Here is a 26,737-nt window from a genome sequence, read left to right as displayed (position 1 = left end):
GCAGACGACATCTCGGAGGTGAGAGTGGGTGCGCTGGGCATGCGGACCCTGAACCGTGCGGGCGACGCGCGAGCGGCTGCAGAAGACAGTCTTGAGGACTATGCCTTCCGCTACGTTCCGCGCTCCTTCCGCCGGTGGAGCGCCCTGTCCGTCGGAGGCACCGCACTAGGGTCGATCGCCTTTCTCGCCGACTTCTCTATCGGCGCCAGTATCGGGCTCGAGCACGGGACGGCAAACGCCATGCTCGGCATCCTGCTGGCATCCGTGATCATCTTCGCGGTGGGATTTCCCGTCGCCTATTACGCGGCGCGGTACAACCTCGACCTCGACCTCGTCGCACGCGGCTCCGGCTTCGGTTACTACGGGTCGATCATCACCACCGTCGTGTTCGCAGGATTCACCTGCATCTTCTTCGCGCTCGAGGGCGCGATCATGGCGCAGGGACTCGCTGTGGCGGTGGGGATTCCGCTACCGCTCGGGTATGTCATCTCGACCGTGGTCGTAATCCCGATCGTGATCTACGGGATGCGGGCGCTGGAGAGACTGCAGTTCTGGACGACGCCGCTGTGGTTGGCGCTGGCACTGCTTCCCCTGATCTGGATCGTCGGTACCCAACCGGAGTCGGTCGTCGAGTTCGTCGAGTTCACGGGACTCTCGGACGGCGAGGTCAGTTTCAGCGCGATCGTTGCCAGCGCTGCGGTGTGCTTCGCGCTGACCCCGCAGCTTGCCGAGCAGATCGACTACATCCGGGTCATGCCGCCGCGCACCGCGCGAAACTCGCGCTCGTGGTGGGTGTCTTTTGTCTTCAGCGGGCCGGGGTGGGTGGTCTTCAGCGGGACCAAGCAGCTCATCGGACTGTTCCTGGCGGTCTATCTGGTCACCAAGGTCGATCCGATGATCGGCGACCGAGCAGTCGAGCCGGTCGCTCAGTTCTTGGGGATGTACGAGTCGCTCGTGCCGGACTGGCTCGCCTTGGCCCTCGTCCTGCTGTTGATCGTGATCGCTCAGATAAAGATCAATGTGACGAACGCTTACTCCGGGTCGCTGGCCTGGTCGAACGTGTACACCCGGGTGCGCAAGCGATATCCCGGGCGCACGGTGTTCGTGCTGTTCAACCTCATCATCGCGCTTGCCCTCATGCTCATGGATGTCTTCAGCCTCATCTCGTTCGTCCTGAGTCTGTACGCCAACGTTGTGATGGCCTGGCTCGTGACGATCTCGGCCGACATCGTCATCAACAAGCTGATCCTGAAGATCTCGCCGCGTTACCCCGAGTTCCGGCGGGGCATGCTGCACGACTGGAACCCGGTCGGCCTCGTATCTGTGAGCCTCGCCTCCCTGCTGTCGCTGCTGACCTTTGCCGGGGCGTTCGGCCCGAATCTGCAGCCATTCTCGGTGCTGATTGCTATTGGGGTAGCTCTCATCGTGACCCCGCTCATGGCGATCGCGACGCGGGGTCGGTACTACCTGCGCCGGTCCTCAGACGGCATCCCGACGCCGATTCTGGATGCGGACGGGAATCCTTCCGGAGAGCGACTTCGTTGCCACGTCACGGGGTACACCTTTGAGCGGCCGGATATGCTGATGTCGGCTGAGTTGGGGCCTCGGGGCGAGGTGCAATACGTCTCGTCGCTGGCTCTGACCCTCGACGATTCGGACCGATACGTCCTACCGCCGGAGCCGCCGCCGACGAGAGGAGAGCGCGACAGTGGTCGTTGACGAGACGATCGACACCTCTGGTGCGATCCTCGCCTGCGCGGCGACCCTGCTGCGACATCGGACATTCGAGGACATCACGTACCTCGATCTCGCCGAAGCATCCGGCGTGTCAGAGCGCACCATCTACCGCCGCTTCCCGACGAGGTCGAACCTTCTGGATGCGCTGGGTCGCTGGATCGAGGAGGAGCACTTTCGGATCGCCGAGTTCCACACGTTCGCGCAGTTCCGGGAAGCCGTGCGGAGCCGCTTTGCCGCGTATGCCGCGGAGCCGGCCTTTGCTTTCGTGGCGGCCCGGGGTGCCTCCCTTTCCCCGATGGGCGACGAGCAGGCTACGCCGATGACCGACGCAATCATGGTGATGCTGCAGGAGTCGGTCCCCTGTCTGAACCGACGTGACGCGCTGCGGATCGCCGCCAACGCCCGCTACTTCGCTTCCGCGCAGTTCTGGGCGCGGATGCGGACGGGCTTCGACATGAGTGGAGAGCAGACCTTCGAGGCCTTCGAGTTCGCGATGGGTCAAGTCCTCCCGCGCGAGACGAAGGCGAGCAGGGCGGCGTAGTGTCCGCGACCGACGCGGATGCCGAGTTGTCTGCCACGCAGTCGGCGATCCTCGCGGCATACGCCGAGCTGATCGAGGAAGTGGGCACGGATGACGTGTCCTTTCGCGTCATCGCGCTGCGGGCGGGAGTCGGGGAGCGCACGGTCTTCCGTCACTACCCCACGCGCGTGGACTTGCTGCTTGCGACATCCGCGTGGATCGAAAGGACGGCCTTCACCCGCCCGGAGTGCGAGTCCATCTTCGATGTCCCGATCGCGATTCGCGAGGCAATGGCGGCGTATGATCGGCGCCCCGAGTTGGCCTACGTGGTCGCCGAGACCTCGATGCGCGGCGTCAATGGTGCCGAGCCTGCCCCGTATCGCGAGGCGTTCAGCGCGCTCCTGAGGCACGAGGTCCCTTCTCTGGGAGAGAACGAGCGACAGCAGATTGTCGCAGCACTGTGTCACCTCGACTCGGCGGCGACCTGGGTGGCAATGCGCCGACAGCTGGGGATGAGTGGTCGCGACATCGCCGACGCTGCGACCTGGGCTGCGGAGGCGATTCTCGATCCGATCCGGGATCGCGCGGAAGGGTCCCGCGCGATCTGAGCGACTCCGTGTGGTCAGGCTAGGTCGTCGGGGTGGAGCTGTCGACGACCGAGTGGCCACACCCGGAGTGGACGGCGGTCATATCCCGGGAACGCGGCGGGATGACACTGGATGTCACGTCAGGCGAGCCTTCGAGGTGCGATCGGGGGGGGCGTGGTACTTTCTCGACCCGAGAGCCTACAAAGACGGTTGGGTCGACCGTCCCGTCACGCTTACCGAGTTGCGACGCACGAGAACCGCTCCGGGCAATCGCTAGTCGCGGAAGGCGTCGAGGCGGCAGAGCACGCGAACGTGTGCTGGCGCGTCCGGGTTGACCCGCTCTGCGATCGCTGTGATCGACCAGCCGTCCTTGATCCGAGCGTGGACATCTGCGCAGAGCCAGTCCGGAACGTAGCCAAACTTCTGGCCGTCGAGGGTATTGACGAGAACCGCCTTCGGGTTCACCTCGTTGCCTTCCTCGAGCTCGAGGCGGAGCGTCGCACCGTTCTGGAGGGTCGCGATGGCGGCATCCGATCCAAAGAAGTGTCGAACACCTGAAACAAAGAACCGGCTCGTGAGCTGACCAGCTTTGGTGAGAGGGAGCTCGACGACGTGGAAGGTGTCGGTTGCCCGGCCGCCGCCAGTGCGGGCCAAGACTTCGAAAGGGACGTCGTCTGAACTGAGATTCTCAATGCCGAGCCAGCTCAAGTAGCGGTCGTAGTGTGGGCGGTCGACAGAGAGGATCCGATTCGCGAAGAACGCCGGGATCTCGTCAGAGACATAGCCAGTGTCACGATCGGGATATTCAAGCAGCGGGACGAACGCGGGGTCATCCCATGCGCCCGGGAGATACTGGAAAGCGAATCGGCCAGCGGGGAGTGCGTCGAGCTGGCCCACCTTCACGAAGAGTCGGGACACGGGGTTCTGCCAGACGAGGATGAGGGTCTTGCGGCTCGCCGTGAGGTCGAGTTGATCTCGGTCAAGTGCCTGAGTAGCCATCGAGCAACCTCCTTCGATTCGTCGCCAACAGTCGAACTACGAATGTATGGGTGACCTCAGACATTATCGCGCGGGGGACCTGGGAGACGACGGAACGAACTTCATCCTCTGAGATTGAGTCGAGTCGGTCGAGCCAAAAGCGGCGAGCTGCCGGCGATGCTAGGCGAAGAGCGCTCCATGCGAGTTCCGTAAGCTTGGGCTTTCCTGCGAAGTGGTGGCTGGTCCCGCGCTCCACCCAGCGCATCATGTGGGGTTCGTCGCCCAGCATCCGGACACGTCGCTCGTCCCGCTCCTGAAAGCCGAGCGCATTTCCATGGTCGAAGGAAGGTGCCAGACGGCGCTCACCCCCACGGAGGATGACCGCCCAGTTTTCGTGATGGCGGTCGCGTCCGGCGACCCAAGCATCCATAAGCAGATAGCCGGTCCACACGTCAAAGGCAGTGAAGTCACCTGGCCAGTCGATGTCGGCCGGCGGCCCAACCTCCTCGAGCGCATGCTGGACGGCCGCCACCGTGTAGCCCTGGTTCTCGCCCTGGATTGACTGGTCGTAGTCGGCGAACCGTGCTGACAGCACGCTGTTGCCATGATCGAGGTACTCGAGACTGTCCCGAAGCACTGACCTGGACACGATCGCGCGCCGACCTTCCAGGATTGCTGGGCGGATAGTCGCGCTCGGAACGCCGAGCTGCTCGGCCAATTGGTGGACAGTCCACTCGGCCCAATCTTCTCCGCTGACAGTCCCATCGAGCTCGTCGAGTCGCGCGAGCTTGAGCAACCACTGTCGGTCGCCGAACGTCGGCAGCTCGACCCACCACTTCTCCTTCGACCCCATTGGTTCGTCTGCTTCGGCCGCGCCGCGGACGAAGTGGAGCGATTCCCAGGGGGTCGGCACGGGATGACCCTATCGGCGACGCCCGACGGTCGCACCGCGGAAACGCGCGAACTCAGCAACTCTCCTGTCGGTAACGCGGTGGGATGACACTGGATGTCACGCGTAACGGGCATGCGTTGAGAGCATCGAGCCGCCCTTGTCGTGACACTTTCCCGAGACGCCTTGCTCGAACTCGAGTCGGGCGTAGAGCGACCCGCGTCCGACGCGCTTTATAGACCTGGCTTTGAGTGGTTCGTCGACGACGGTCACTTCGATCCGCTCTTTGCCCGCGGGCGATGTGAAGGAATCCGGGGAGAGCGAAGACGCCGCGGAGGGCGCCGTGGGCCGAGGAAGGCGCCGCAGACGACGTCAACGCCGGGGATGCGGCCGAAGACGAGGAGGAGAATGCCGCGGAGGCGGATGTCGAGGCAGCGGCCGCGGCCGCGGATGTTGTCTCGCGAGGGGCCCGACGTCAGGTTGTCTCGTTGGTCATTGCCGCGTCGATTCGCTGAATGAAGTCGTTCGCCCACTCTGCCGCAAGTGATGCCATCGGGATCGCCGCAGCGGCCCAGATCCCCAGCACCTGCCGCACCGTGTACTGGAGATCGGAGTTGCTCGCAGTGGGTGGAGGAGTTGTTTCAGCGTAAGTAGTCACAGTGCCACCGCTTCCTCGTCGTTCACAACCTCGGCGCTGCCCGCGACGACCTGCCAGCGGCCCCCGACGATCGCCCACGAACGGCGATAGGTCATCGTCGCCTCCGCGAAGCGCCCGCGGTCGACAACGTGAACGCGTGATCTCGACACTGTGCTTCCCTTCCCTTTCTGCTGGTCCGTCGTTCGGTGCGTCTCGTCGATCTGCAGAAACCTCAGTGCTCCGGACGCGTGTGCGTGCAGATCGGCTGCGCGATCGACCACCGAACCGTCGGGCAGGCGGAAACGCAGATCCTCGGCAAGCAAAGCGCGCAGGGCGTCGACATCGCTCGTGCGCAGCGCTTCCAGCAGCGCATCCTCGGTTTCGTCGAGGCTGCGCCCGGTGACGTCTCGCGCGGGTGCGATAAGGAGGCGCCTTCGAAGAGCGAGCATCCCCGCCGCCGCGCCCACCCACGCCGCCCAGCCGAGAGCCTTATACACCCAGAACGCTGGATCGGGAAGTTGCGTCGCGGGTGTGACGAAGGCGGTCGACGCGAAGACGAGGACGGAATTGACCAGTGCATGGCCCCATGCAGCCGGCCACGCGCTCCCGGAAAGCTCGCGCCCGGCGCCGAGGACGAGTGAGGCCACCAAGAGGTCGACCGTCGTTCCGAGCACGGTTCGCCAGGACAGGTCCCCCTGAGCGCCGTATGCGACGAGCAGTGGGAGATGCCAGGCCGCCCAGACGGCACCGACAGCGAGGGCGGTCCACCAGAACCCACGATTCCCTCGGACGCGGGTCCAGAGGAATCCCCGCCAGCCGAACTCCTCACCTGTTGCGGAGAGGAAGGCGAGCAGCGCCACGGGGAGAACAAGCAAAGCGGTTTCGCCGAGGGCGGGATCGGGTGACCACGAGACGACGCCCACGGCGACGCCCACAACGATCTGCGCCGCGGCGACAACGAGGATGGCGGCCGTGGTGAGCCCGATGACAATCCAGGTGCGTGCCCCGCCGAAGGGTGAGGCGCGCCACAAGCTTCGTAGGGCTCGGCTGCCGCGCACGGGTCTGACCGCAAGAATGACCGCAAGTGCGGGAATCCACTGCGCAAGAGGCGTGGCAACCCCCAGGTAGTCGGCATCGACGCCGAGCAGCGCCGGGAGGCACAGCAGCAGGACAGCGCTGAAGGTGATGGTGAGGAACGTGCGCGCTTGTCGTGAGCGGGTCACTCGCGGGCTCACCCTCGCGCGTCCCGGGAGGTTCGGGCTGCCGCGAGGTCTCGCGCCGCGACCAGTGGAGTGTCCTTCCATCGGACCGCGACGGCGATGACCCCTGCGAGGAGTGCGAGCTCGATGCCGCTGGCAACGAGGTAGTAGCTCCACTCGCCGATCGCAGCGCCGATGATCGTGAGGGCGAACACTGCCGCGACCACGATTTGCATCAACCGATTGACCGTGCGCGGGATCAGTACCGACGCGGCGATCATCAGTGAGGGCACTGCGACGTACAGAACGATGCCCAACATGAAGGCTTCGTTGATGGTGAATACGAAAGCGCGTCCTGCCTCGATCTGCTCTCGGAGGTCAGCGCGGTAGAACGCGAAGATGTCGACGAACGCGACGAGGAACATGACGCTCGTCCAGAGCGCGGCGAGCCGGACTCTCGGGTCGAGCGGCCGGAACGGGGAAGAAGGATCGACGATCATGCGGGCTCCCAGCGATAAAACTTACACATGTAAGACTTGCCGCCCGATCCTACTCTTACGACCGTAAGTTACGCAAAGATGTCACAGTGAGCCGACGAGGGACCCTGACAAGGGAACGCGTGATCGCCGCGGCGGCTGCCGTCGCCGACCGGTCCGGTCTCGCTGGTGTCTCGATGCGCAGCGTGGGCGGCGAGCTCGGAGTCGAGGGCATGTCGCTCTATCACCACGTATCGAGCAAAGACGCTCTCCTCGACGCGCTCGCCGAATGGGCCATCGCCAAGATCGATCTTCCTCCGCCAGATGCGCCATGGCGAGAGGCAATGGAAACGCGCGCTCGATCCGCCCGCGCCGTATTCGTCGCACACCCGTGGTCGATCGCGATGATCGAATCACGGCCTGCGCCGAGCGCGGCCCTGCTGACTCATCACGACAGGGTCCTCGGATGGCTCTTCGCCGCCGGCTTCACCGCTCCACTGGCGACGCTCGCTTTTTCAACCGTGGACGCCTTCGTTTACGGCTTTGCGCTCAGTGAGACCAATCTCCCGTTCCAGCCCAACCCGGGCGCAGAAGCTGACTTCGCGGCAACCGTCTCACCCGACCCGGGCGCCTACCCGAACCTCTCACGGTCGCTGACCGAACTGCTGAGCAGCGGCGACTACACCTATCCGAGCGAATTCGACAACGGCCTCACCCTCATCCTCGACGCCATCCAGGCTCAGCTCGACGCCACCCGAGTCGCATAGGACCGCCGGAGAGGGGCCGTCAGGGATCGTTTCAGTTGTGGGCACGGCGTGGGCACGGAATTCGTCTCGCCTCGGTCACCCACTCGACTGCCGCGTCGCGCCCGTTCACATGCAGTGTTCTGTTTGCGCGATCCTCACGCGCCTGATTGGACCGGCGCACCGTGTCCGGCCTTCCGACGACATCATGTCTGGCCATCTCGCCTCCGAGGGTGTCCCTCGCGCATTCGCCGAGCGGACGCACCTGATCAGCGGCCCACCCCTGAATGGGGGTGATGACGTCGCTGCACTCCCTCGATGATGAGCGAGCAGGCAATGAGTTGGAGATTGTCAGCGACCAGTGTCGACCACGAAGGAGTCACTTGATGTCAGACGCAGGTATTCGGCCCGAAGTTGCCGCTGTTATCGACCGCATTGATGACATGCGTGCGGCGCTTGCGGCTGGAGGTAGGGCCGGCGAGGACTTGCGGCGGATCCCCGACGAGATGTTCTCTGCCGTCGCGAAGACCGGCGCATTCAGCGTTTCCGCCCCGACCAAGTTCGGCGGTCTTGCGGCAAACACGCGGGAGTGCAACGCCGTGGCGCGGGCGATCGGACGGGGCGACGGCGGCACGGCATGGGTTTGCGGAATCTTGGACTCGGGCGCCTGGGTTCTGAGCCTCATGAGCGAGCAGGCGCAGCAGGATGTCTGGGGCGGGGAGGGCGGTGTGGATTCCTTCATATCGATCGTTCTCGCGACGACATCCGACACGGAGCAGGTGCCCGGCGGGCTCAAAGTCACCGGCCGATGGGCGTACGGGACCGGGAGCCGTCACGCAGGTTGGTCGCTGCTCGGCATCCCTCTGAAGAATGACGCGGGGGAAGTGGTCGATGCTGGCCTCGCGCTGATCCCGACCACTGACCTGACGTTGGAGGACAACTGGTTCGTCGCTGGGATGAAGTCAACCGGCAGCGTCATCCAAGTAGCCGAGAACGTCTTCGTCCCAGACCATCGCATCTTGCCGCTCACTGCCGCCGTCGACGGCCAACACCTTGGCGACAATCCCGAACAGACCTACCAGACGGTGTTCGTTCCGTCGCTGTTCATGAAGCTGGTTGGACCCCACCTTGGGATGGGCCGCGCGGCACTCGATTTTGTGATCGCGAAGGCGGACACGAAGGCCATCGCCTACACCGGCTATGAGAAGCAATCAGACTCCGCCTCCTTCCAGGTACAGATCGCGAAGGCCGCGCTCCAGTTGGACGCAGCCGAACGGGTGGCGGAGGAGGTGGCGGATCAGATCTACGATGCCGCCGAGCGAGGCTACTATGCGCCGTATGCCGAGCGGATCGAGATGCGCGCGAAGGCCGGGTGGGTGGTCGAGACCATCACCACCATGATCCACGAACTGATGACCGCGCACGGGTCTGCGGGCTTCGCTGAAGCGTCCGTTCTCCAGCGCATATGGCGGGATCAGGCAACGGCGAGTCGCCATGGACACACCCTCGGGATGAGTGGGTACGAAGCATACGGAAAGGTGCTGTGCGGACGCGAAGAGGAAGCACGATTCGTGCTTCCGATCGTCTAATCGGCGCGCGGACCCAGCGAGAAGGACAATCGATGTCCCGAGAACGAGCCGATCAGAACATCTCCGCGGAGGAGTTCACCTACGCCTTTCGCCACCACCCCGCCGGGGTTGCAATTGTCACCGCCGACGCAGGTGACGGACCGGTAGCGATGACCGTCAGTTCGGTAGCCTCCGTCTCGATCGATCCGCCAACGCTGGTCTTCTCCGCCTCGGCGCGCTCGTCGAGCACCCCCACCATCGCGCGCGCCGAGACCCTGATCGTGCACATGCTGGCGTCGGACCAGGTTCAGCTTGCCAAACTGGGCGCTCGCAGCGGAGCTGAGCGCTTTGGTGAAGACATCGAATGGGACAGGCTCCCATCGGGGGAACCATACTACCCGCGAGCCAACTCGTGGATACGGGGACGAGTCGCGGACCGGTTCGAAGTGAGGGACGCCACGCTCGTCGTCGTAGAAGCCATCGGGGCAAGTCCACGAAGGGCGGACGGACCGTGCCAGGAGCCGAACCCGCTCGTGTACCACAACCGAAAATGGTTCGTGCTCGACAGAAAGTCGATGCTGCCCGAATCGCTGGTTCCGTTCTACGTCGTATATGGCCGTGGAGACTAGGCGATCCGCGCTACCCAAGATCGAGCCCATTCGACCGCATCCAAAGGAGAAATGAATGGCGAACGGAAGAATTGCGCATACGAGAGCGCCCGTCGTACCTGGCATCTCGGACAGTGTCCGAGTAACCGCAGGTGACCTTCTCTTCATCTCCGGCCAGGTCGGATTCGAAGCGGACGGTTCGGTCCCCAGCGATTTCGTTCGCGCCATCGAGCTCACCTATGCAGAACTCGAGCGCGCACTCGCGGCAGGCGGAGCGACCTACGAAGACCTCGTTCGCGTGAACGTCTACATCACACAGCTCGATCAAGACAAGCTCGCCATGTGGCGCCGGACTCGAAACGCAATTGTGCAAGTGGCCGAGCCCTCAGCGAGCACCGTCATCGGTGTGCACTCGTTGTACAACGGAGCAACAATCGAGATCGACGCGATCGCGGCGGTCTAGCCATAGGTGCGCACTGCCGAATCTCACCCAACAGCAAACTCACCCGCCGCCGGGGTATCCGGCGAACACAAGCCCTGCTATTCAGGGGAAAACCTGCTAGCTTCGGTTGTCATGATTTGCCGACTCGCGCAAATGAAAATGAAGGAGACACAATGACAGTGCACCCTGATGCCAGAAGGTTCCTCGACATCGTCGCAGGCTCACCGCCGGCGGACACTCAGACAGTTGAACAGAACCGCGCCGACCTCAGCAACGCGCTCCCACTCACAGGTGCGACAACGGAACTTCCATATGTCGAGGACACGACGATTGCCGGCGTTCCCGTGCGGCTGTACAGCGCTACCCCTGTGGAGCATGACGCGCCAGCCGTGATCTACTTCCATGGCGGAGGCTTTGTTCTCGGCGATCTCGAAATCGCAGATACGACCGCACGCGACCTGGCGAAGTACTCAGGTGCCCTCGTAGTCAGCGTTGACTACCGAAGGGCGCCGGAGGCGCCATTCCCCGCCGCGATTCAGGATGCTCTCGCGGTAACTGAGGCCGTGCTTCGTGGAGACTCTGCGCTGCCGATAGACGTCTCGCGCGTCGCCGTCGCGGGAGACAGCGCCGGCGGCACTCTCGCAGCAGTCACTGCGCAGCAGCTTCGAGGGCACCAACCCGCGCTCGTGCACCAGGCGCTGATCTACCCCACGACCGAGCTATCGACTGACCTCACCGGAAGCTTCGAGGAGTTCGCGGAAGGTTACTTCCTCACGGCCCGCGATAGCGAGTACTGCTACTCGACATACGCAGGCGAAAACCGGCGCGATGTGTTGGCGTCGCCGGGCTTGAACCCAGATCTGAGCAACCTCCCCGACGCGACAGTGATCACAGGGGGGTATGACCCGTTGCGGGACCAGGGCGAGGCCTACGCACAGGCAATGGCGGAGGCAGGCAACACGGTAACTTCAGTCCGATTCAACGGGTTGGTTCACGGCTTCTTCTACATGGCGGGAGTCATCGATGGCGGCAACAGCGCGCGCCGATTCGTCGGTGTGCAGCTTCAGGCCGCGCTCATGGCCTCCCTCGTGAAGACGGGATGAACAAGCCGCGGGTCGGTGGCAATGTCGGAGTTCGAAAGGCGCTACCGCGCAAGCCGCAGGGAGCCGATCAGCACGACGGTGCGAGCACGCCCTGATCGCGCCAGGATGAAGGAGCGAACCCCCAGCGTCGGCGATCGCTGGGGGTTCGCTCTTGTTGCACCGGGCCGGCGTGGGCCGGGCCAGCAGGTGGTCCAGTCCCTCCGCCGTGGCGAGATGCACCGAAGTAGTCCGCTTAGGGGAGTTCGCCGATTGCCCGGGCGAGCGCGACGGCTTGCGTGCGATTGTGCGCGGACAGTCTGTGCATGATCGACCGCAGATAGCTCTTGACCGTCTCTGCCTCGATTCCGAGGCGGTCCGCGATCTCCTTGTTCGTGTAGCCCACCGCAACGAGGGAGAGCACGTCGATCTCACGGGGAGACAACACGCGTGAGCGATGGACTGCCTGCCCGCCTGACAGACCGTGCGAGATTCGCGCGAGGCGAACGCGTAGATCGCGGTCATCGGTTTCGCGGGCAAGAGCACGCAGTTCCGCATAAGCGGCGCTGACCGCCGCCCGGTCGGGATCGGCCGGTGAGGAACGCGCCGCTTCCGTGATCGTCGCAGCCTCAAGAGTGCGTAGTTGCCGGGCGACCTCGTCGGCGACGGCGATATCGAACTCGACCCTGCGAGCGATCTCGCGCACTCCACGCAAGACGGACGAGCCCAGTTCCGCTGGCACACGGAGTGCCCCGTACAGCATTGCCCGCACCGTTCCGTTGACGACAACGGGCACTACGACGATGGATCGCAAGCGCTCAGCAGCGACGGCGTGGTCGTACTCGTGGGTGATGCTGGGTTCCGATAGGTAGTCGGCGACGGCCGCGATCTTCGCCCCGCGCAGCGCTTTGCCTCCAAGTCCGTGCCCGGCACGAATCACGAGCCCGTTGAGCGCGCGACTCGCGTTTCCCACAGACTCGTTGATCACCATCCGTGTGCCGTTCGCGGAGACCTCGCCCCCGAAGGCGATAGGCAATCCGGTCTCGCGCCGCATCGACGCGAGGGATGACGATAGGACGGATTCCACTCTGAATACTCCCGTTCTCTACTGCGGTCAACTGTCACAGTTTTGAGATCGGTAATCCACCCCTGTATGGGGGTGATGAGGTCGCGAGAGTCCGTCGATGATGTGCGAATGAGCAATGAAGCACTCATCTCTTACGCGTCCGGCACCGGCACCTCACCTTTGCTCGGGCAGACGATCGGGGTACTCCTCGACCAGATTGCACAGGAATTCCCTGAGCGAGAAGCGCTTGTCGAGACCTTCAGTGGGAGGCGTTGGACGTTCGCAGAGTTGCTCCACGATGTCGAGGCGCTGGCTGCCAACCTGATCAAGGCTGGAATCGCAAGAGGCGATCGGGTCGGCGTATGGTCGCCCAATTCCGCAGAGTGGGTTCTCGTCCAGTACGCAACCGCGAAAATCGGCGCCATTCTCGTCAACGTCAACCCGGCGTATCGCACGACAGAGCTGGACTACGTCATCAAGCAATCAACCATGCGGCTGATGATCAGCGCGACCAACTTCCGCGACACCGACTACGCCGCCATGCTCGCCGAGATCAACTACCACGACGTCGTATTCGTTGGATCACCCGGCTGGACGCGACTCCTCCAACCCGGCACCACCGAGGACGTCGGCCGGCTGAGCGACCGGGCCGCGGAACTCACGTTCGACCAGCCGATCAATATCCAGTACACATCGGGAACGACCGGTTTCCCCAAAGGTGCGACACTCTCACACCACAACATTCTCAACAACGGGTACTCCGTTGGAGAAGGTCTGCACTACACGGAGTACGATCGCCTCTGCCTCCCGGTGCCGCTCTAGTCGTCCCGGGCCTGATCGTACGCAGCCCGCCCTCTCGTCGGCAGGGTGGAGTACTCGGCGAACGACAGCGGGGGAGGCGGGGGCGGAAGAGCGGTGAACGCCTCACGCAGTCCGAGCAGGGTGGTCTTGCGCGCGTGGTGTAGCACCAGAGGTTGGACGATCACCTTCAGAACTCCTTCACCGTGACGATGTCGTACTCCGGCGAGTCCCAGTCGATGTCACCGACATCGGCAGGGTCGGTCCATCCGTCCAGGTCGATCGGCTCCGGGTCCGTCGCGCCGGAATCGGACATATAGGGCGCCGTTGCGCCGGTGGCCCTGTCGCGAAGGTTGCGATTGCGGGCGCGCTTGTCGCTGCGCTCCCGCCTCTCCATGACATCCAGGAGCTCCGTCCTCTTCGGGGTCTCGCCTGGGTCACCGGAGCCGAATCGTTCGACCAGCTTGACTGCAGCCTCGGCGACCATCCACGCCGCCTTGTCGTCGAGCGCGGTGTCCCAGCACTCGATCCACTCGTCGGTCTCTGGGTGGCGCACCCACACGGCGTTGGAGTTGTAAGGGTCGTAACTGATGTCGAACTTCCGCGCCCGGGTTGAGCCGGTGGCCGCACCTGTCAACGAGCGGTCGCGCAGTTCGGCCAGCAACGGCGAGTCGTAGGTCCGGTTGTTGAACTCGATGCCTTCGCTGCTGATCACGCGGGGTTTTGTAGGCAGGAGGGCGAAGAAGTCCTCCGCGCGGAACGGCAACTGCACGCCCGGGCCGACCTCGAACAGTACTGCGTACATCTGGTTGGGAGTCCACTCCCGCCCCGGGAACAGCGGCGACTTCAACCCGCCGTGATGTGTGTTCAAGTAGACCGTCGTGATCCATGTCTCGAACGCAAGCCGCACCGAGTCAAGCGTCAGCGTCGGGTTATCCCGCTTACCCCTGTTCGCGACCGAACTGCCAGTCGCGCCGGCCAGCCAGGTCGCAAAGCTGGTCGATGTGGTTCCGAAGTTGCGCTCGACATGCGGCTTCACCGTAGCGGCGTTCGGGGGCGCCAGCACCAGGGTGATGCCGAACGCGCGACACGCAGCCTCAAACGTCGCAGAGCGAAAGTCGGCGCCTCCGTCGATCGTGATCGCGTGAGGGAAGATCCAGGGCACAGCCAACGAGTCGTCGTCGAGGTACGGATTCACTCTCTTCATCAGCTCAATGGGAAGAGTTGCGGATCCGGAAAGCACCGCGGCAGCGGACCCTGGAATCGCACGGCGCCCCACGATGGCACGAGCCAGCAGAAGTGAGTGATCGAATCCGTTCGGCGAGTTAGCGTGGATCGCCCATGCGAGAGGCACTCGACTCGCGACATCGAAAAGCACGGTCGCAGTGGGGCGGTAGGTGTTGCCCCTGTCATCCCACACCTGCACATCCAGCAGCGTCGAGTCGATCTCGCACACCGCTCCGAGTCGGAAGGCGCTGCCGGAGAAGTGTTGGCGATCCGGACTGTTCGCGGCCGTGCGCCGAGTGGTGGCCTTATCGAAGCTGTACCGACCCGCGTCTCGCTCATTGATGTAACCCTGCAGCGTGGTGTCAGTGATATCGCAGACCGGGTCGCCCGGGTACATGCTCTCCAGCATCCGACGCACCAGCAACGCGCAGTGGCGTCGAGTAGTAGTCGGCATATCCCTGCGATCGTCCAGCGCACGGTCGATGACGGCGACCAGTCGCGGATCTGCCCTCGCGATCACAAGTCTTCGCTTGCCCCGTCTGTGCATCCGGGCGTCCAGCCCCGCCACACCGTGCGATTGATAGACCTTCCAGAAGTTGAACAGCGCCTTCCGCGAGCGGGCCAATGACGTGCCGGCCGTCTCCGCGATCTTCGACGCAATCCGCTGCTCCTGTGTCGTAATGGCAGGGTCATACTGCGGGCGCGGCCCGGTTGCAGTCGGGGCCATCGGGATACCCCGAAATGCTTCCAGCAAGTGCCTCTCCATGTCGAGTACGTCACTTGGCCAATCGCCGCCAGCGATCCGCAGCGGAAGATCCACATCACGCTTCGAGCTGCCCGCATGAGCAAGTAACTCGGGAACCGAGATGACCATCCAGTCGTCGGCGGTTCCCTCGCGGCGCAACTTGGCCTCGGTACCCCGACGCACTCCTTCCCACGCCCACGACTCCCCGTCGATCTCAACGATGTCGCCCAGCCGCAGCTTGTGCTCTTCAGGCATTGGATCTCCCCCCTTCCAGAACGCGCTCCGACGACGTGAACACGGTGTCGCTGTTGAAGACAGCTCCTAGATCCAGGTGGAGAAGACGGCGCCACGCGAGGTTGTCGACCCAAGCTGCCGCCAGCGGTGGGCATTCCGGAGACGCGATCTCGCACAACTCGCGTCGAGTGCGCCCGCCCCGGGCGGCATCGAGGATCAGCGCTTCGATCTCAGGGACCGGCGCGCAGCGCTCATGGCGCGATGCAGACAAACAGTCGAGGTTCCGCGTCGCAAGCGTGTCGTGACCGGTGAGAACTCGGTAGTGCCAGCCGAGCGTCTCGCAGGTCTTAGCAGTTTCGTCGAACTGTAGACGCGTCGCGTGCTTCAGGCTTTCCTCCGGGCGGACATCGAACAGCCCGTAGCTACCGTCTGTGAACTGAGCCAGGAAGTCGGGAACGTGCGAATATCCCGCTAGGCGCGAACCGTGCCCAAAGGCGATCGCCATCGGCTGCGCCCAAAGGCGCTCCACCTGTGCACCGAAGTCGAGCCATAGCAATTCCCAGCGCTCCTCCTGAGACTCGCACCAGACATGGCTACGCGTCCGCTGCCAGAAGTACATCGAGTTGGTGAAGCGGTGCCGGACACCCTTCGATGTGCGAACACGCCTCGGATTTATCGACGCCCAGTCCCGCTCTCCAACGTCTCGTGTGACGATCGCGTAGTCCTGGCGAACGGGGGATCGGACCGTGTCGTCGATTGAGCGGGGCAGCCAGTGGGCCTCCGTGTACGGCGAGCGACGCCGCACCGTGATCTGCTTCGCAGTTTCGACTGGACGCACCGGGACCTCCTGGCACCGGTCTATATGCGGAGAGGCGGGTGACACGCGCGACTCGCGGAGTAAGTGACATTCCGTGTCATCGAGCTCATGCCGTATGTCAGGTAAAGAGCCGTTGTGTCACGCAAACCCGTTCCCGACATCTCCGGGGTTGACGGCGGCGTTCGCACGCTCTAACGTACAACCAAATGGTTGTACAAAAGGACCTCACGGATGACGAGATCGATCGCGTGTTTCACGCGCTCGCCGCGGCGACGCGGCGCGACATCCTGCGCCGGACTATCGAGTCCGAGCACTCGGTCTCGGCGCTCGCGCAGGACTACGACATGTCCTTCGCGGCGGTCCAGAAGCACGTCGCCGTCCTCGAAGAGGCCGGCCTCATCATCAAGCGAGCGGAGGGACGCGAGCGCCTCGTTCGCGCCGATCCGATCATGATCGCCAGAGCGAAAGCGCTCCTCGCCCGCTATGAGGACCTGTGGCGTGCGCGCATCGACCGACTCGACGACCTGCTCGCCGAGCCATCCGACCCATCGGCATCCATCACCACGAAAGGGAACTGACGATGCCCGTCACCACTGTCACCACCGACCCCGACGCACTCACGATGACACTCGTCGGCGACTTCGCCGCGCCCGTCGAGCGCCTCTGGCAGGCGTTCACCGAGCCTGCCCAGCTCGACCGCTTCTGGGGCCCTCCGGGGTGGCCGGCGACCTTCACGTCGTTCGACCTCACCCCCGGGGGCCGCGCGCAGTACCAGATGACCAGCCCGCAGGGCGAGGTGTCGCGCGGCGGCTGGGAGTTCACCGCGATCGATGCGCCACACCGATTCGAGGTGCTCGACTCGTTCCTCAACGGTGACGGCGACGTGCTCGAAGGCATGCCCACGATGCGCGTCGAGTTCCTCTTCGAGGCGACGCCCGAGGGCTCGCGACTCACCAACATCACCTACTTCGACTCGCTCGACGCCCTGGAGCAGGTCGTCGAGTTCGGTGCCGTCGAAGGGTCGACGCTCGCGATCAACCAACTCGACGCGGTGCTGCAGGACCTGCGGGAGTACGCGCAGGGCAAGGGCACGCAGACCGAGATCCTCAGCGATACGCACGTGCGGATCACGCGGCTGATCGACGGACCCCGGGATCTCGTGTGGCGGGCCCACACCGAGCCCGAGCTTATGAAGAAGTGGTTGCTGGGCCCTGATGGCTGGCGGATGACGGTGTGCGAGATCGATCCGACGGTCGGCGGGCGCTACCGCTACGAGTGGACGCCTGAAGAGGGCGTCGAGGGTGAGACCTTCGGCTTCGATGGCGAGACGCTCGTGAGCGAGGCTCCGAGGCGTGCGGTAACCACGGAGCACATGACCGGCACCGACTTCCCGTCGACGACCAACGACATGTCCCTCTACGAAGAGGATGGCGCGACCCTCATCACGCTCCTCATCGAGTACCCCGACAAGGACACCCGCGACATGGTCCTGGCCACGGGCATGACCGAGGGTATGGAGACCAGCTACGCCCGCCTGGAGCGGGAGCTCCTGCCGGCCTGAGTCGCCGCTTGCGGCATCCGTCTCACGCGAGGGGTCGCAACGCGCCGCTGCCACCGTGCAGCGCACGGCGTGTTGCGACCCTTCGGCGTTGAGGGTGGATGCGAAATCCTCAGGATGTCTGGGCGAGGCTCTCTTCGAGGGCGACCCAGGCGAGCATCGCGCACTTGACGCGGGCGCTGAACTTCGAGACGCCCGAGAGGGCTGCGGCATCCTCGTACACGTCCTCGTCGAGCTCGATCGTGCCGCGCGAGCGCAGCGCCTCGCGGAAACCGTCGATCAGTTCAGCTGCCTTCTCGCGCGGGACGCCGTCGATGAGGTCGACGAGCATGGATGCCGACGCCTGCGAGATCGAGCAGCCCTGGCCTTCCCATGTCACATCGCGAATCGTCTGACCGTCGTCCGAGACGCGCACCCGCAGCGTCACTTCGTCGCCACAGATCGGGTTGCGCTGATAGCTCGTGCCGGTGTGGTCATCGGCCTCGGCAAGACCGAAGCCGTGCGGACGCTTGGAGTGGTCGAGGATCAGCTCCTGGTACAGGGATTCAAGACTCATCAGGATGCTCCGAAGAATGCGCGGACGCCACGGGTTGCGTCCAGGAATCGGTCGACCTCATCGGGGGTCGTGTAGACGGATGCCGAGGCTCGGACCGATGCCGTGAGGCCGAACCGGCGGTGCAGGGGCTGCGCGCAGTGGTGACCCACGCGCACTGCCACACCCCGTGAGTCGAGGAACTGCCCCACGTCGTGAGCGTGGACACCGTCGACGGCGAAGGAGGCGAGTCCGACGCGCGGCGCGGCATCCGTGTCTCCGAGCAGACGGATGCCGGGAATCTCGCGCAACCCGTCGCGCATGCGCTGCTCGAGCTCGACCTCGTGCGCGTGGACCGCGTCCATCCCGAGCCGCTTCAGGTAGCGGGTGGCGGCGGCAAGGCCCACGGCCTGCGAGACCGGCTGCGTCCCGGCCTCGAAGCGCTGCGGCGAGGGCAGGTACTGCGCCTCATCGAGGGTGACCGTCGTGATCATCGACCCGCCGGTGAGGAACGGAGGCAGTGCATTCAGCAGCTCCCGCTTGCCGTAAAGTCCGCCGATGCCGTACGGGCCGAGCATCTTGTGGCCCGAGAACACGGCGAAGTCCACGCCGATCGCCGGGAGGTCGATGCTGAGGTGCGGCACTGACTGACAGGCATCCATCACCGTGATCGCATCGGCGCTGCGAGCCAGAGCGATGAGGTCGTCGATGGGGTTGATGATGCCCAGCACGTTCGACACGTGCGGGAACGCGACGATCCGGGTGCGGTCGCCGATCAGTTCGGCGGCGGCATCCATGTCGAGGCGTCCGTCGTCCAGCACCGGGATGTGGCGCAGCCGCGCACCCGTGCGGGCAGCGAGTTCCTGCCACGGGATGAGGTTCGCATGGTGCTCGGACTCCGTGACGACGATCTCGTCATCGGGGCGCAGGGCAAAGCGCCGCGCAGCCTCGCCGCCCCGCCCGAGGGTCGCATTCCCGATCGCGTATGCGACGAGATTGATGCCGGCGGTGGCACCGGAAGTCCAGACGAGCTCCCCCTCGCCGGCGCCCACGAACGCGGCGACCGCCTCACGGGCATCCTCGAACGCGTCAGTGGACTCGGCTGCGAGCGTGTGAGCACCGCGGTGGACCGCGGCGTTCGTGTGGGTCAGAAACTCGACCTCGGCATCGATCACCTGCTGCGGCTTCTGGCTCGTCGCGGCAGAGTCCAGGTAGGCGAGCGGGTGGCCATTCACCTCCTGCGTGAGCAAGGGGAAGTCGGCGCGGATGGCGGCGAGATCCAGCGGGGTCACGGCAGGAACGGTCACCCCTCCAGCGTACGCGCCGTACGTGTCGGCGGATCGGGTGGGCGGTTCCGGGGTGACGGATGCCGCGCGCTAATCCTGGGGACGCTCGAGGCTCGAGTGCTCGGCGTGCTCGAAGTTCTCGACCGGATCGTAGGGGCGCCCCGCCCGCTCCTGGCCGGGCAGGGGACGCGACCGGCGACCGTAGATCAACTCCGAGGAGTCGAGCAACCACGGCACGAGCGTGATCGTGACGCCGTGAATCAGCATGAGCTGCTGGGCGAGCCGCCGGGAGCGGCGGTTGTGCAGCAGCGTCTCCCACCAGTGCCCGACGATGTACTGCGGCAGGTACACCGTCATCACGGCCGGCCCGTTCTTCTCGCGGTAGCGCCGGATGAACTCGCCGATCGGGCCGGCGTAGGTGCGGTAGGGCGAATCGATGATGACGAGGGGGATGGGAACTCCGTGCGCCTTCCACTCCTCCTGCAGGTCGTCGGCATCCTCGTGATCGGTCGCAACGTGGAGCGCAATGGTCTTGTCGTGGCGCGCGGCCATCGCATAGTCGAGCGCCTTCGCCACCGGCTTCTGCAGCCGGCTGACCATGACGAGTGCAACATCGCCGTCCGAGCCGAAGTGGATCTCGTCATCCATCCGGATCTCGTGCTCGACGTCGCGGTAGTACCGGTTCACGCCGAGCATCAGGGTGGCAAGGATCGGGATCGCCAGGAAGACGAGCCAGGCCCCGTGCGTGAACTTCGTCACGGTCACGATGATCAGCACCGCGGCGGTGAAGGTTGCCCCGGTCGTGTTGATGATCAGGCCCGTGATCGCGCCGCGGCGCTCGAGGCCGGATGCCGGATCTCGCCGCGCTTCGATGCGGGTGGTGGCCCGGAGGGTGCGGCGCCAGTGCCGCACCATGCCGATCTGGCCGATCGAGAACGAGACGAAGACCCCGATGATGTACAGCTGGATGAGTGTCGTGAGGTTGGCCTGGTAGATGACCAGCACGGCGATGGCGATGAGACCGAGCACCAGCATCCCGTTGGAGAACACGAGTCGATCGCCGCGGGTGTTCAGCGCCTTCGGCGCGTACCCGTCGCGGGCCAGGACCGCCCCGAGGAGTGGGAAGCCGTTGAAGGCGGTGTTCGCAGCCAGCAGCAGCACGAGCGCGGTAGCAGCCTGGATGAGGTAGAAGGGGATCGACCCCATGCCGAACGTTGCGGCAGCGACCTGTGCCATGAGGCTTGGCTGCGGCTGATTCTCGCAGTCGAACCCGACGAGCGTGCAGGGGTCTTCGGCGTAGTGGACTCCCGAGACCAGGGCGAGTGCCGTGAGGCCCGCGAACATCAGGATCGCGACGCCGCCCATCATCGTGAGGGTGGTCTGGGCGTTACGCACCTTGGGTCGACGGAACGCCGGGACTCCGTTGGAGACCGCTTCGACACCGGTCAGAGCCGAGCATCCACTCGAGAAGGCGCGCAGAACGAGCAGGATGACGGCAGCCTGCGGCAGGCTCTCTGCCTGCACCGCGAACTCAGCGGACGACGCAACCGGCGGGTCGCCGAGTGCGGTGCGCACGAGCCCAGTGCCGATCATGAAAACCACCGAGCCGATGAAGACATAGGTGGGGATCGCGAAGACGAGGGATGCCTCGCGCACGCCCCGCAGGTTGATGAGCACGATCACGACGACGAAGCCGACGGCAAGTTCGACGCGCGCCGGGTCGAGCCCGGGGAGGGCAGAGATGATGTTGTCGACTCCCGAGGCCACCGACACCGCCACGGTGAGGACGTAGTCGACCAACAGGGCGGCTGCAACGACGACACCGGGCACCTCGCCGAGGTTGGTGCGGGCCACCTCGTAGTCGCCGCCACCGGACGGGTAAGCCTTGATGAGCTGCCGGTAGCTCATCACGACGACGCTCAGGAGCACGACGACGGCGGCGGCGATCCACGGCGAGAAGGCCAGGAACGCGAGCCCGCCGGTCAGCAGGATCATGAGCAGTTCCTGCGGCGCGTAGGCCACGGACGACAGCGCGTCAGAGGCGAAGATGGGCAGTGCCATCTTCTTCGGCAGAAGGTGCTCGTCCATCGCGTCGGAGGACAGCGGCTGGCCCAGGAGGATGCGCTTCGCGACGGGCGTCTCGGGTACGCCCGATTCGGGCGCGTCAAGTGTCACGGCGGGCGAGATTACGCCTGCGCGGGCGCCCGCGCAAGCTGCAGAAGCCCCGCGGTCAGGTGCCGATGCGTGCGGTGCTGCCCCGGACGACGAGTTCGTAGGGCAGTTCCTCCCGGTCGGAGACGCTACCGGCCGGTTGCTCGATCTCGTGGAGGATCGTCGCAGCGGCACGCGCGCCCTGCCCCGCAGGGAACTGGTCGACGGTTGTCAGGTCGAAGAATCTGCCGAGTTCGTGACCGTCGATCCCTGCGATCGACAGGTCTGTGGGTACGCGGTATCCGAGGTCGCGAGCGGCGAGCATCGCCCCGATAGCCATCTCATCGGATGCCGCGAAGATGGCGGTGGGCGATGCTCCGGGCCTGCCCAGGAGTTGCTTCGCTGCGCGGAAGCCGCCCTCGATCGTGAAGTCGCCGGGTTCGAACAGCTCCGGTCGCGGATCGATGCCCGCTGCCCGCAGCGCGGACTCGAAACCGTGCCTGCGGCTCGACGGGATGTGGAAGTCGATGTCGAACTCGGGGTCGGCTCCGATGTGACCGATATCGAGGTGCCCCATCGCGAGCAGATGCTCGGTGGCGAGGCGACCGAGCCCCACATCGTCGATGGAGAGCGTCGGAAGCAGCTCGTTGGGTCCGCCGATCGCGATCACCGGCATCCTGAGCGAGTGCAGCGCCCGCGACTCGTGCTCGCCGAGTTCCAGTGCAACAGCGATCACCCCGTCGACGCGTTGCCGGCGCAGGAAGGTGTCGAACACCTGTCGGCGGTGCTCGCGGTCGGGCGTCACGTTGTAGAGAGTGATGTCGTACCCAGCCCGCGTCACCTCCTCGGCGATCCCGCTGAGCAGGGTGCTGAAGAACCACCGGTCGAGGTGGGGGATGACGACGCCGATGTTGCGGGTGCGCCCGGATGCCAGGCTCGACGCTGACGAGGAGACGACGTAGCCCAGGCGTTGCGCTGCCTCTTGGACGCGTTCGCGGGTCGAGTCCGACACGTTGTGCTTGCCACTGAGCGCGCGGGACACGGTCGCGGTCGACACCCCTGCCGCGCGGGCTACCTCATCGATTCCGACCATGACGACCCTCGCGGCTTACTCGCCGGTCAGCCACACCGCCTGGTCGACCGGCAGTATCCTGCCGGTCAGCTGGCCACTGGAAACGACGACAATGCCTGACGGAAGCTCGATGGGCTTGTCGCTGAGGTTTGCGACCACGGTGATCGAGCCGTTGCGGAAGGCCACGACATCCGGGCCGAGACCGTCGACCCACTCGAGGGCCCCCGCCCCGAGGCCGCGCGCCCGCCGTTCGGCGAGCAGGCTCTTGTAGAGGGTGAGGGTCGAATCGGGGTCGTCGCGCTGAGCGTCGCGGGCAAGGCCAGCCCACTCGGCGGGCTGCGGTAGCCAGGACTCGCCGGTGTCGTTGAAGCCGTAGGCTGGCCCGTCCGAGGTCCACGGCAGCGGGACGCGGCATCCGTCTCGCCCGTAGCGCTCACCGTTCGTGCGGAACCAGGTCGGGTCCTGGCGTGCCTCGTCGGGCAGGTTGATGACTTCGGGGAGGCCGAGTTCCTCGCCCTGGTAGAGGTAGGCCGATCCGGGAAGAGCGAGCATCAGCGTGGTCGCAGCGCGAGCGCGGCGCAGTCCGACCTCGGGGATCGGCTTGCCCGGGGACTTCGGACCGATGCCGGCGCCCTGCGGATTCTCGGCAGTCAGGGCCAGGCGCGATGCGTGACGCACCACGTCGTGGTTCGAGAGCACCCAGGTGCTCGGGGCCCCCACCGCGCCGTAGCCGGCCAGCGAATCGGCGATCACGAGGCGCAGCTTCTCGGCATCCCACGGCGTCTCGAGGTACTCGAAGTTGAACGCCTGGTGCATCTCGTCGGGCCGAACCCACAGCGCGGTCTGGGCGATCGAGGGAAGCCAGGCCTCCGCGCACAGGGCCCGGTCGCCGTCGTACTCGGCAAGCAGCGCGTGCCAGTCGCGATAGATCTCGTGCACACCCTCCTGGCCCCAGTAGGGGACGGCGCTCTCGCCGCCACCCATAGAGCCGGCATCCTTGGGCGGGGTGTAGTCGGGAAGACCCTCCTTCTTCACGAGCCCGTGCGCGACATCCACGCGGAATCCGTCGACGCCGCGGTCGAGCCAGAAGCGCAGGATGCGGCGGAACTCCTCGCGCACCTCGGGGTTCGACCAGTCGAAATCGGGCTGCGAGGCGTCGAACAGGTGCAGGTACCACTGGCCCGGCGTGCCGTCGGGCTGCGTGAGGCGCGTCCAGGCGCCGCCGCCGAACACCGACTCCCAGTTGTTGGGCGGGAGCTCGCCGTTCGCGCCCTTGCCGTCACGGAAGATGTAGCGCGCCCGTTCGGGACTGCCTGCGGGAGAAGCAACGGCCTCCTGGAACCAGGCGTGCTGGTCTGATGAGTGGTTGGGAACGAGGTCGACGATGATCCGGATGCCGCGCGCGTGCGCCTGCGCGAGCATCTCGTCGAAGTCGGCAAGGGTGCCAAAGAGCGGGTCGACGTCGCAATAGTCGGCGACGTCGTAGCCGGCATCCTTCTGGGGCGAGCGCTGGAAGGGGCTCAGCCAGATGGCGTCGATGCCGAGGGCTGCGAGGTCGTCGAGGTGGTTCGTCACCCCGCGCAGATCGCCGATGCCGTCACCCGACTGGTCAGCGAAGGAGCGGGGGTAGATCTGGTAGATAACGGCGGTGCGCCACCACTCGCCGCCGGGCGCCGCCTCGCGAGAGAGCGCGGGGGCAGCGACGGATTCTGCAGAAGTCATGGAGCACACCATACTGCACCGATGTAAGCGCTTGCATGCTGATCTCGGGCGACCCGCGCGTGCGGCGGTCGGACACGCGCGCGACGCGCGTAAGCCGTAGTCTGTCCGCGTGCCCGACACCGCCGCTCTCGACCGCGCAGAGTCCCTGATCCGGACGATCCCCGACTACCCGAGTCCCGGCATCCAGTTCCGCGACATCACTCCGCTGCTCGCGGATGCCGCTGCCCTGCGCGCCGTCACGCGTGCGCTCATCGAGCCGTTCGCTGGCGGGTTCGATGTGGTCGGCGGAATCGAGGCTCGGGGGTTCCTGCTCGCGGGTGTCATCGCCGCCGAGGCAGGCGTCGGCCTCGTGCCGATCCGCAAGGCCGGAAAACTGCCCCGGCCCGCGGCATCCGTCTCGTACGCCCTCGAGTACGGCGAGGCTGCCATCGAAGCGCATGACGACCTCGCGCCGGGCACACGGATCCTGCTGGTGGATGACGTGCTGGCCACCGGCGGCACGATCGCGGCCGCGCGTGAGCTCATGACGACGCTGGGCGCCGAGGTGATCGGCACGACGGTGCTCATGGAGCTCGATGCGCTGAATGGTCGCGCCGTCGCGGGCGAGGTCCACTCCCTCTTCGTCGTCTAGTTCTTCGCAGTGGCCCGACCCGGGCCAGTTGTTCGGTCGCGCCGTGTTGCGGGTGTGTGGCGCCGTCACCCGCGCAATGGCGCGACCGAAAGGAGAGCCCGGATTTTCGGTCGCGCCGTCGTGCGGGTCGGTCGCGCGCACACCCGCACGACGACGCGACTGAACGGATGGATGATCCGGCCCGGATGCCTCGCGCTGGCGATCGCGCCGCCCGACCCGGGTCAGAGGGTTCCGACGCCGAGATTGATGGGGCTGCCCTCGATGTTGCCGACGATGCCACGGATGATGTCGGTTCCGTCTGTGCCGCGCAGGCTCTCGTACCAGGCCTCCGTCGCACCGGGCACGAATCCGTGCGTCTCGGCGGCACGCTTGCGGGCTCGGTTCACGAGATCACCCGCCCGCTCGGTGCGCGAGCGCTCGTAGCGGCGCAGCGCGTCCTCGACGGAGTTCGTGTTCGTTGCCAGTGAGATCGCGAGAGCGAACGTGTCCTCGAGCGCTGAGCAGGCGCCCTGACCGATGTCGGGCGCCGTGTTGTGAGCGGCATCCCCGAGGATTGCGACCCGACCCTTCACCCACGTGTCGAACGGGTCGATGTCCCAGATCTCGACGCGGTTGAGTGAGGATGCCGGGTCGATCGCCTCCAGCAGGGTTTGCACGCCGGGCGCCCAGTGCCCGAACGCTTCGCGCAGCGCGGCGAGGGGCTCACCGGCCTCGGCGGCGTGCCCGGCCGGCTGGGGGATGTCGACGAAGAAGTAGAACCGGTCGCCGGCTACCGGCATGACGGCGCAGCGCTTTCCGTCGCCGACGTAGGTCGTCCACTGGTTCGCGGGCCCGATCGCGGCATCCTGCGCTACCAGGCCGTTGAAGTTCGTGTAGCCCGAGTAGGTGCGTTCGATGCCGCCGCCGGTCACGTAGTCGCGCACCATCGAGCGCGCACCGTCGGCACCGATCAGCAGGTCACCGCTGTCGGTCGAGCCGTCGTCGAAGGTCACCGTCACGGTCTGCCCGTCGTCGGCTACCGACACCGCCTTGCGCCCGAGGTGGATGCGGTCCATCCCGACGGTCTCCATGAGCAGTGCCTGCAGCTCAGCTCGCGCGACGGGGTACGGGCGCTGTCCGGTCTGTGCGGTGACCGGCTCGAGCGAGAACTGGCACATGACCTCACCGGTGAGTCCGTCGAGGTAGGCCATGTCGTCCATGCGGCCGCCGAGGGCGGCGACCTCGTCGGCAAGCCCGAGCCAATTGAGGACCTTCACCCCGTTGGACCACAGCGACAGCGCGGCACCGACCGGCTTGTTCTCGCGCATTCTGTCGTAGATGACGACGTCGTGGCCCTGTCGTGCCAGCGCGATCCCGGCGCTGGCGCCGCCGATGCCTGCGCCGATGATGATGATCTTCATGTGACGAACATTAGGGAGCGTGTGTCACGGCCGCG

Annotated in this window: 27 protein-coding genes; 12 read left to right on the top strand and 15 right to left on the bottom strand. The window is 65.5% G+C overall.

All coding sequences use genetic code 11. The features are described 5' to 3' along the window. Positions 1 to 39: 39 nt before the first annotated feature. The 3 genes from ACQVDU_RS12420 to ACQVDU_RS12410 are packed head-to-tail and all read left to right on the top strand — an operon-like array spanning position 40 to position 2,865. Positions 40 to 1,719: a purine-cytosine permease family protein gene (locus ACQVDU_RS12420; RefSeq protein ID WP_292729675.1), complete on the top strand. Its 1,680-nt coding sequence runs from the start codon at positions 40 to 42 to the stop codon at positions 1,717 to 1,719. Next, complete coding sequence (locus tag ACQVDU_RS12415) at positions 1,709 to 2,278, top strand: TetR/AcrR family transcriptional regulator (RefSeq protein ID WP_300592022.1); 570 nt, start codon at positions 1,709 to 1,711, stop codon at positions 2,276 to 2,278. The genes ACQVDU_RS12420 and ACQVDU_RS12415 overlap by 11 nt, the downstream gene beginning before the upstream one ends. Further along, positions 2,278 to 2,865, top strand: a complete 588-nt coding sequence (locus tag ACQVDU_RS12410) for a helix-turn-helix domain-containing protein (protein WP_443477295.1) — start codon at positions 2,278 to 2,280, stop codon at positions 2,863 to 2,865. The genes ACQVDU_RS12415 and ACQVDU_RS12410 overlap by 1 nt, the downstream gene beginning before the upstream one ends. Positions 2,866 to 3,117: 252 nt before the next feature. On the opposite strand, the gene ACQVDU_RS12405 is transcribed toward ACQVDU_RS12410, so the two are convergent. From ACQVDU_RS12405 to ACQVDU_RS12385, 5 genes are all read right to left on the bottom strand, one after another. Next, on the bottom strand, positions 3,118 to 3,843 hold the full coding sequence (locus ACQVDU_RS12405; RefSeq protein WP_443477294.1) for an HIRAN domain-containing protein: 726 nt from the start codon (positions 3,841 to 3,843) through the stop codon (positions 3,118 to 3,120). After that, positions 3,824 to 4,735 (bottom strand): hypothetical protein, encoded by a 912-nt coding sequence (locus tag ACQVDU_RS12400; protein ID WP_443477293.1) that lies wholly within the window; start codon positions 4,733 to 4,735, stop codon positions 3,824 to 3,826. The genes ACQVDU_RS12405 and ACQVDU_RS12400 overlap by 20 nt, the downstream gene beginning before the upstream one ends. 451 nt (positions 4,736 to 5,186) lie before the next feature. Then, positions 5,187 to 5,369 carry a hypothetical protein gene (locus ACQVDU_RS12395; RefSeq protein ID WP_133177950.1) on the bottom strand — a complete coding sequence of 61 codons (183 nt, stop codon included), beginning with the start codon at positions 5,367 to 5,369 and terminating at the stop codon, positions 5,187 to 5,189. After that, positions 5,366 to 6,571, bottom strand: a complete 1,206-nt coding sequence (locus ACQVDU_RS12390; protein WP_165801280.1) for a CPBP family glutamic-type intramembrane protease — start codon at positions 6,569 to 6,571, stop codon at positions 5,366 to 5,368. Before ACQVDU_RS12390 ends, ACQVDU_RS12395 begins: the two co-directional genes overlap by 4 nt. Before the next feature lie 8 nt (positions 6,572 to 6,579). Next, a complete protein-coding gene (locus tag ACQVDU_RS12385) occupies positions 6,580 to 7,047 on the bottom strand; it encodes a DUF6326 family protein (protein WP_195692604.1) in 468 nt (155 codons plus the stop codon). Positions 7,048 to 7,133: 86 nt separating this feature from the next. Here ACQVDU_RS12385 and ACQVDU_RS12380 point away from each other — a divergent pair, with 86 nt between their 5' ends. The 5 genes from ACQVDU_RS12380 (at position 7,134) to ACQVDU_RS12360 (ending at position 11,487) form a co-directional block, all read left to right on the top strand. Next, a complete protein-coding gene (locus tag ACQVDU_RS12380) occupies positions 7,134 to 7,790 on the top strand; it encodes a TetR/AcrR family transcriptional regulator C-terminal domain-containing protein (protein WP_195692603.1) in 657 nt (218 codons plus the stop codon). 362 nt (positions 7,791 to 8,152) lie between these two features. After that, entirely contained in the window at positions 8,153 to 9,355 is a 1,203-nt protein-coding gene (locus ACQVDU_RS12375; protein WP_228179301.1) for an acyl-CoA dehydrogenase family protein, read from the top strand. 32 nt (positions 9,356 to 9,387) lie between these two features. Then, positions 9,388 to 9,963: a flavin reductase family protein gene (locus tag ACQVDU_RS12370; protein WP_228179300.1), complete on the top strand. Its 576-nt coding sequence runs from the start codon at positions 9,388 to 9,390 to the stop codon at positions 9,961 to 9,963. A 55-nt stretch (positions 9,964 to 10,018) separates the two neighbouring features. Next, positions 10,019 to 10,405 (top strand): RidA family protein, encoded by a 387-nt coding sequence (locus ACQVDU_RS12365; protein ID WP_195692601.1) that lies wholly within the window; start codon positions 10,019 to 10,021, stop codon positions 10,403 to 10,405. Between the two features lie 152 nt (positions 10,406 to 10,557). Further along, positions 10,558 to 11,487: an alpha/beta hydrolase gene (locus tag ACQVDU_RS12360; RefSeq protein ID WP_443477292.1), complete on the top strand. Its 930-nt coding sequence runs from the start codon at positions 10,558 to 10,560 to the stop codon at positions 11,485 to 11,487. A gap of 232 nt (positions 11,488 to 11,719) precedes the next feature. On the opposite strand, the gene ACQVDU_RS12355 is transcribed toward ACQVDU_RS12360, so the two are convergent. Further along, a complete protein-coding gene (locus tag ACQVDU_RS12355) occupies positions 11,720 to 12,550 on the bottom strand; it encodes a helix-turn-helix transcriptional regulator (RefSeq protein WP_195692599.1) in 831 nt (276 codons plus the stop codon). 108 nt (positions 12,551 to 12,658) lie between these two features. Here ACQVDU_RS12355 and ACQVDU_RS12350 point away from each other — a divergent pair, with 108 nt between their 5' ends. Further along, complete coding sequence (locus tag ACQVDU_RS12350; protein WP_228179298.1) at positions 12,659 to 13,351, top strand: AMP-binding protein; 693 nt, start codon at positions 12,659 to 12,661, stop codon at positions 13,349 to 13,351. On the opposite strand, the gene ACQVDU_RS12345 is transcribed toward ACQVDU_RS12350, so the two are convergent. Genes ACQVDU_RS12345 through ACQVDU_RS12335 form a run of 3 tightly spaced genes read right to left on the bottom strand, consistent with a single transcriptional unit; the run spans position 13,348 to position 16,338 of the window. Continuing rightward, positions 13,348 to 13,515: a hypothetical protein gene (locus ACQVDU_RS12345; protein WP_228179297.1), complete on the bottom strand. Its 168-nt coding sequence runs from the start codon at positions 13,513 to 13,515 to the stop codon at positions 13,348 to 13,350. The two genes, ACQVDU_RS12350 and ACQVDU_RS12345, sit on opposite strands and share 4 nt — an antisense overlap. Before the next feature lie 2 nt (positions 13,516 to 13,517). Further along, a complete protein-coding gene (locus ACQVDU_RS12340; protein WP_036294965.1) occupies positions 13,518 to 15,554 on the bottom strand; it encodes a Mu transposase C-terminal domain-containing protein in 2,037 nt (678 codons plus the stop codon). Continuing rightward, complete coding sequence (locus ACQVDU_RS12335) at positions 15,547 to 16,338, bottom strand: TnsA-like heteromeric transposase endonuclease subunit (RefSeq protein WP_279304172.1); 792 nt, start codon at positions 16,336 to 16,338, stop codon at positions 15,547 to 15,549. The genes ACQVDU_RS12340 and ACQVDU_RS12335 overlap by 8 nt, the downstream gene beginning before the upstream one ends. Positions 16,339 to 16,556: 218 nt before the next feature. Here ACQVDU_RS12335 and ACQVDU_RS12330 point away from each other — a divergent pair, with 218 nt between their 5' ends. Beyond that, positions 16,557 to 16,928: an ArsR/SmtB family transcription factor gene (locus ACQVDU_RS12330; RefSeq protein ID WP_228179294.1), complete on the top strand. Its 372-nt coding sequence runs from the start codon at positions 16,557 to 16,559 to the stop codon at positions 16,926 to 16,928. A 2-nt stretch (positions 16,929 to 16,930) separates the two neighbouring features. Then, entirely contained in the window at positions 16,931 to 17,911 is a 981-nt protein-coding gene (locus ACQVDU_RS12325) for an SRPBCC family protein (RefSeq protein ID WP_228179293.1), read from the top strand. Positions 17,912 to 18,020: 109 nt separating this feature from the next. On the opposite strand, the gene sufU is transcribed toward ACQVDU_RS12325, so the two are convergent. The 5 genes from sufU to ACQVDU_RS12300 form a co-directional block, all read right to left on the bottom strand. Then, positions 18,021 to 18,467, bottom strand: a complete 447-nt coding sequence (sufU, locus tag ACQVDU_RS12320) for a Fe-S cluster assembly sulfur transfer protein SufU (RefSeq protein ID WP_228179322.1) — start codon at positions 18,465 to 18,467, stop codon at positions 18,021 to 18,023. After that, positions 18,464 to 19,747 carry a cysteine desulfurase gene (locus tag ACQVDU_RS12315; protein ID WP_228179292.1) on the bottom strand — a complete coding sequence of 428 codons (1,284 nt, stop codon included), beginning with the start codon at positions 19,745 to 19,747 and terminating at the stop codon, positions 18,464 to 18,466. Before ACQVDU_RS12315 ends, sufU begins: the two co-directional genes overlap by 4 nt. Before the next feature lie 69 nt (positions 19,748 to 19,816). Then, positions 19,817 to 21,913, bottom strand: coding sequence for an APC family permease (locus ACQVDU_RS12310; protein WP_443477342.1), 2,097 nt, complete (start codon positions 21,911 to 21,913; stop codon positions 19,817 to 19,819). Positions 21,914 to 21,956: 43 nt separating this feature from the next. Then, on the bottom strand, positions 21,957 to 22,970 hold the full coding sequence (locus ACQVDU_RS12305; protein ID WP_443477291.1) for a LacI family DNA-binding transcriptional regulator: 1,014 nt from the start codon (positions 22,968 to 22,970) through the stop codon (positions 21,957 to 21,959). Between the two features lie 15 nt (positions 22,971 to 22,985). Further along, positions 22,986 to 24,671 carry a glycoside hydrolase family 13 protein gene (locus tag ACQVDU_RS12300; protein ID WP_443477290.1) on the bottom strand — a complete coding sequence of 562 codons (1,686 nt, stop codon included), beginning with the start codon at positions 24,669 to 24,671 and terminating at the stop codon, positions 22,986 to 22,988. Between the two features lie 109 nt (positions 24,672 to 24,780). Between ACQVDU_RS12300 and ACQVDU_RS12295 the strand changes: the two genes are divergently transcribed. Next, positions 24,781 to 25,302: an adenine phosphoribosyltransferase gene (locus ACQVDU_RS12295; protein ID WP_300590574.1), complete on the top strand. Its 522-nt coding sequence runs from the start codon at positions 24,781 to 24,783 to the stop codon at positions 25,300 to 25,302. Between the two features lie 221 nt (positions 25,303 to 25,523). Here ACQVDU_RS12295 and hpxO read toward each other — a convergent pair whose 3' ends face one another. Then, complete coding sequence (gene hpxO / locus ACQVDU_RS12290) at positions 25,524 to 26,702, bottom strand: FAD-dependent urate hydroxylase HpxO (protein WP_443477289.1); 1,179 nt, start codon at positions 26,700 to 26,702, stop codon at positions 25,524 to 25,526. Positions 26,703 to 26,737 lie beyond the last annotated feature (35 nt).

Origin of the sequence: Microbacterium sp. F2 (assembly GCF_052274505.1) — a bacterium.
In the GTDB taxonomy this organism is placed as follows: Bacteria; Actinomycetota; Actinomycetes; order Actinomycetales; family Microbacteriaceae; genus Microbacterium.
The sequence above is the reverse complement of the archived record's forward strand: the minus strand, read 5'-3'. Positions and strand labels throughout refer to the sequence as shown.

Coding starts and splice junctions, on each gene's coding strand:
- ACQVDU_RS12420 (WP_292729675.1), top strand. CDS start 40: ATGCGGACCCTGAACCGTGCGGGCGACGCGCGAGCGGCTGCAGAAGAC.
- ACQVDU_RS12405 (WP_443477294.1), bottom strand. CDS start 3,843: ATGGCTACTCAGGCACTTGACCGAGATCAACTCGACCTCACGGCGAGC.
- ACQVDU_RS12385 (WP_195692604.1), bottom strand. CDS start 7,047: ATGATCGTCGATCCTTCTTCCCCGTTCCGGCCGCTCGACCCGAGAGTC.
- ACQVDU_RS12375 (WP_228179301.1), top strand. CDS start 8,153: ATGTCAGACGCAGGTATTCGGCCCGAAGTTGCCGCTGTTATCGACCGC.
- ACQVDU_RS12370 (WP_228179300.1), top strand. CDS start 9,388: ATGTCCCGAGAACGAGCCGATCAGAACATCTCCGCGGAGGAGTTCACC.
- ACQVDU_RS12365 (WP_195692601.1), top strand. CDS start 10,019: ATGGCGAACGGAAGAATTGCGCATACGAGAGCGCCCGTCGTACCTGGC.
- ACQVDU_RS12360 (WP_443477292.1), top strand. CDS start 10,558: ATGACAGTGCACCCTGATGCCAGAAGGTTCCTCGACATCGTCGCAGGC.
- ACQVDU_RS12350 (WP_228179298.1), top strand. CDS start 12,659: ATGAGCAATGAAGCACTCATCTCTTACGCGTCCGGCACCGGCACCTCA.
- ACQVDU_RS12340 (WP_036294965.1), bottom strand. CDS start 15,554: ATGCCTGAAGAGCACAAGCTGCGGCTGGGCGACATCGTTGAGATCGAC.
- ACQVDU_RS12330 (WP_228179294.1), top strand. CDS start 16,557: ATGGTTGTACAAAAGGACCTCACGGATGACGAGATCGATCGCGTGTTT.
- ACQVDU_RS12325 (WP_228179293.1), top strand. CDS start 16,931: ATGCCCGTCACCACTGTCACCACCGACCCCGACGCACTCACGATGACA.
- ACQVDU_RS12305 (WP_443477291.1), bottom strand. CDS start 22,970: ATGGTCGGAATCGATGAGGTAGCCCGCGCGGCAGGGGTGTCGACCGCG.
- ACQVDU_RS12300 (WP_443477290.1), bottom strand. CDS start 24,671: ATGACTTCTGCAGAATCCGTCGCTGCCCCCGCGCTCTCTCGCGAGGCG.
- hpxO (WP_443477289.1), bottom strand. CDS start 26,702: ATGAAGATCATCATCATCGGCGCAGGCATCGGCGGCGCCAGCGCCGGG.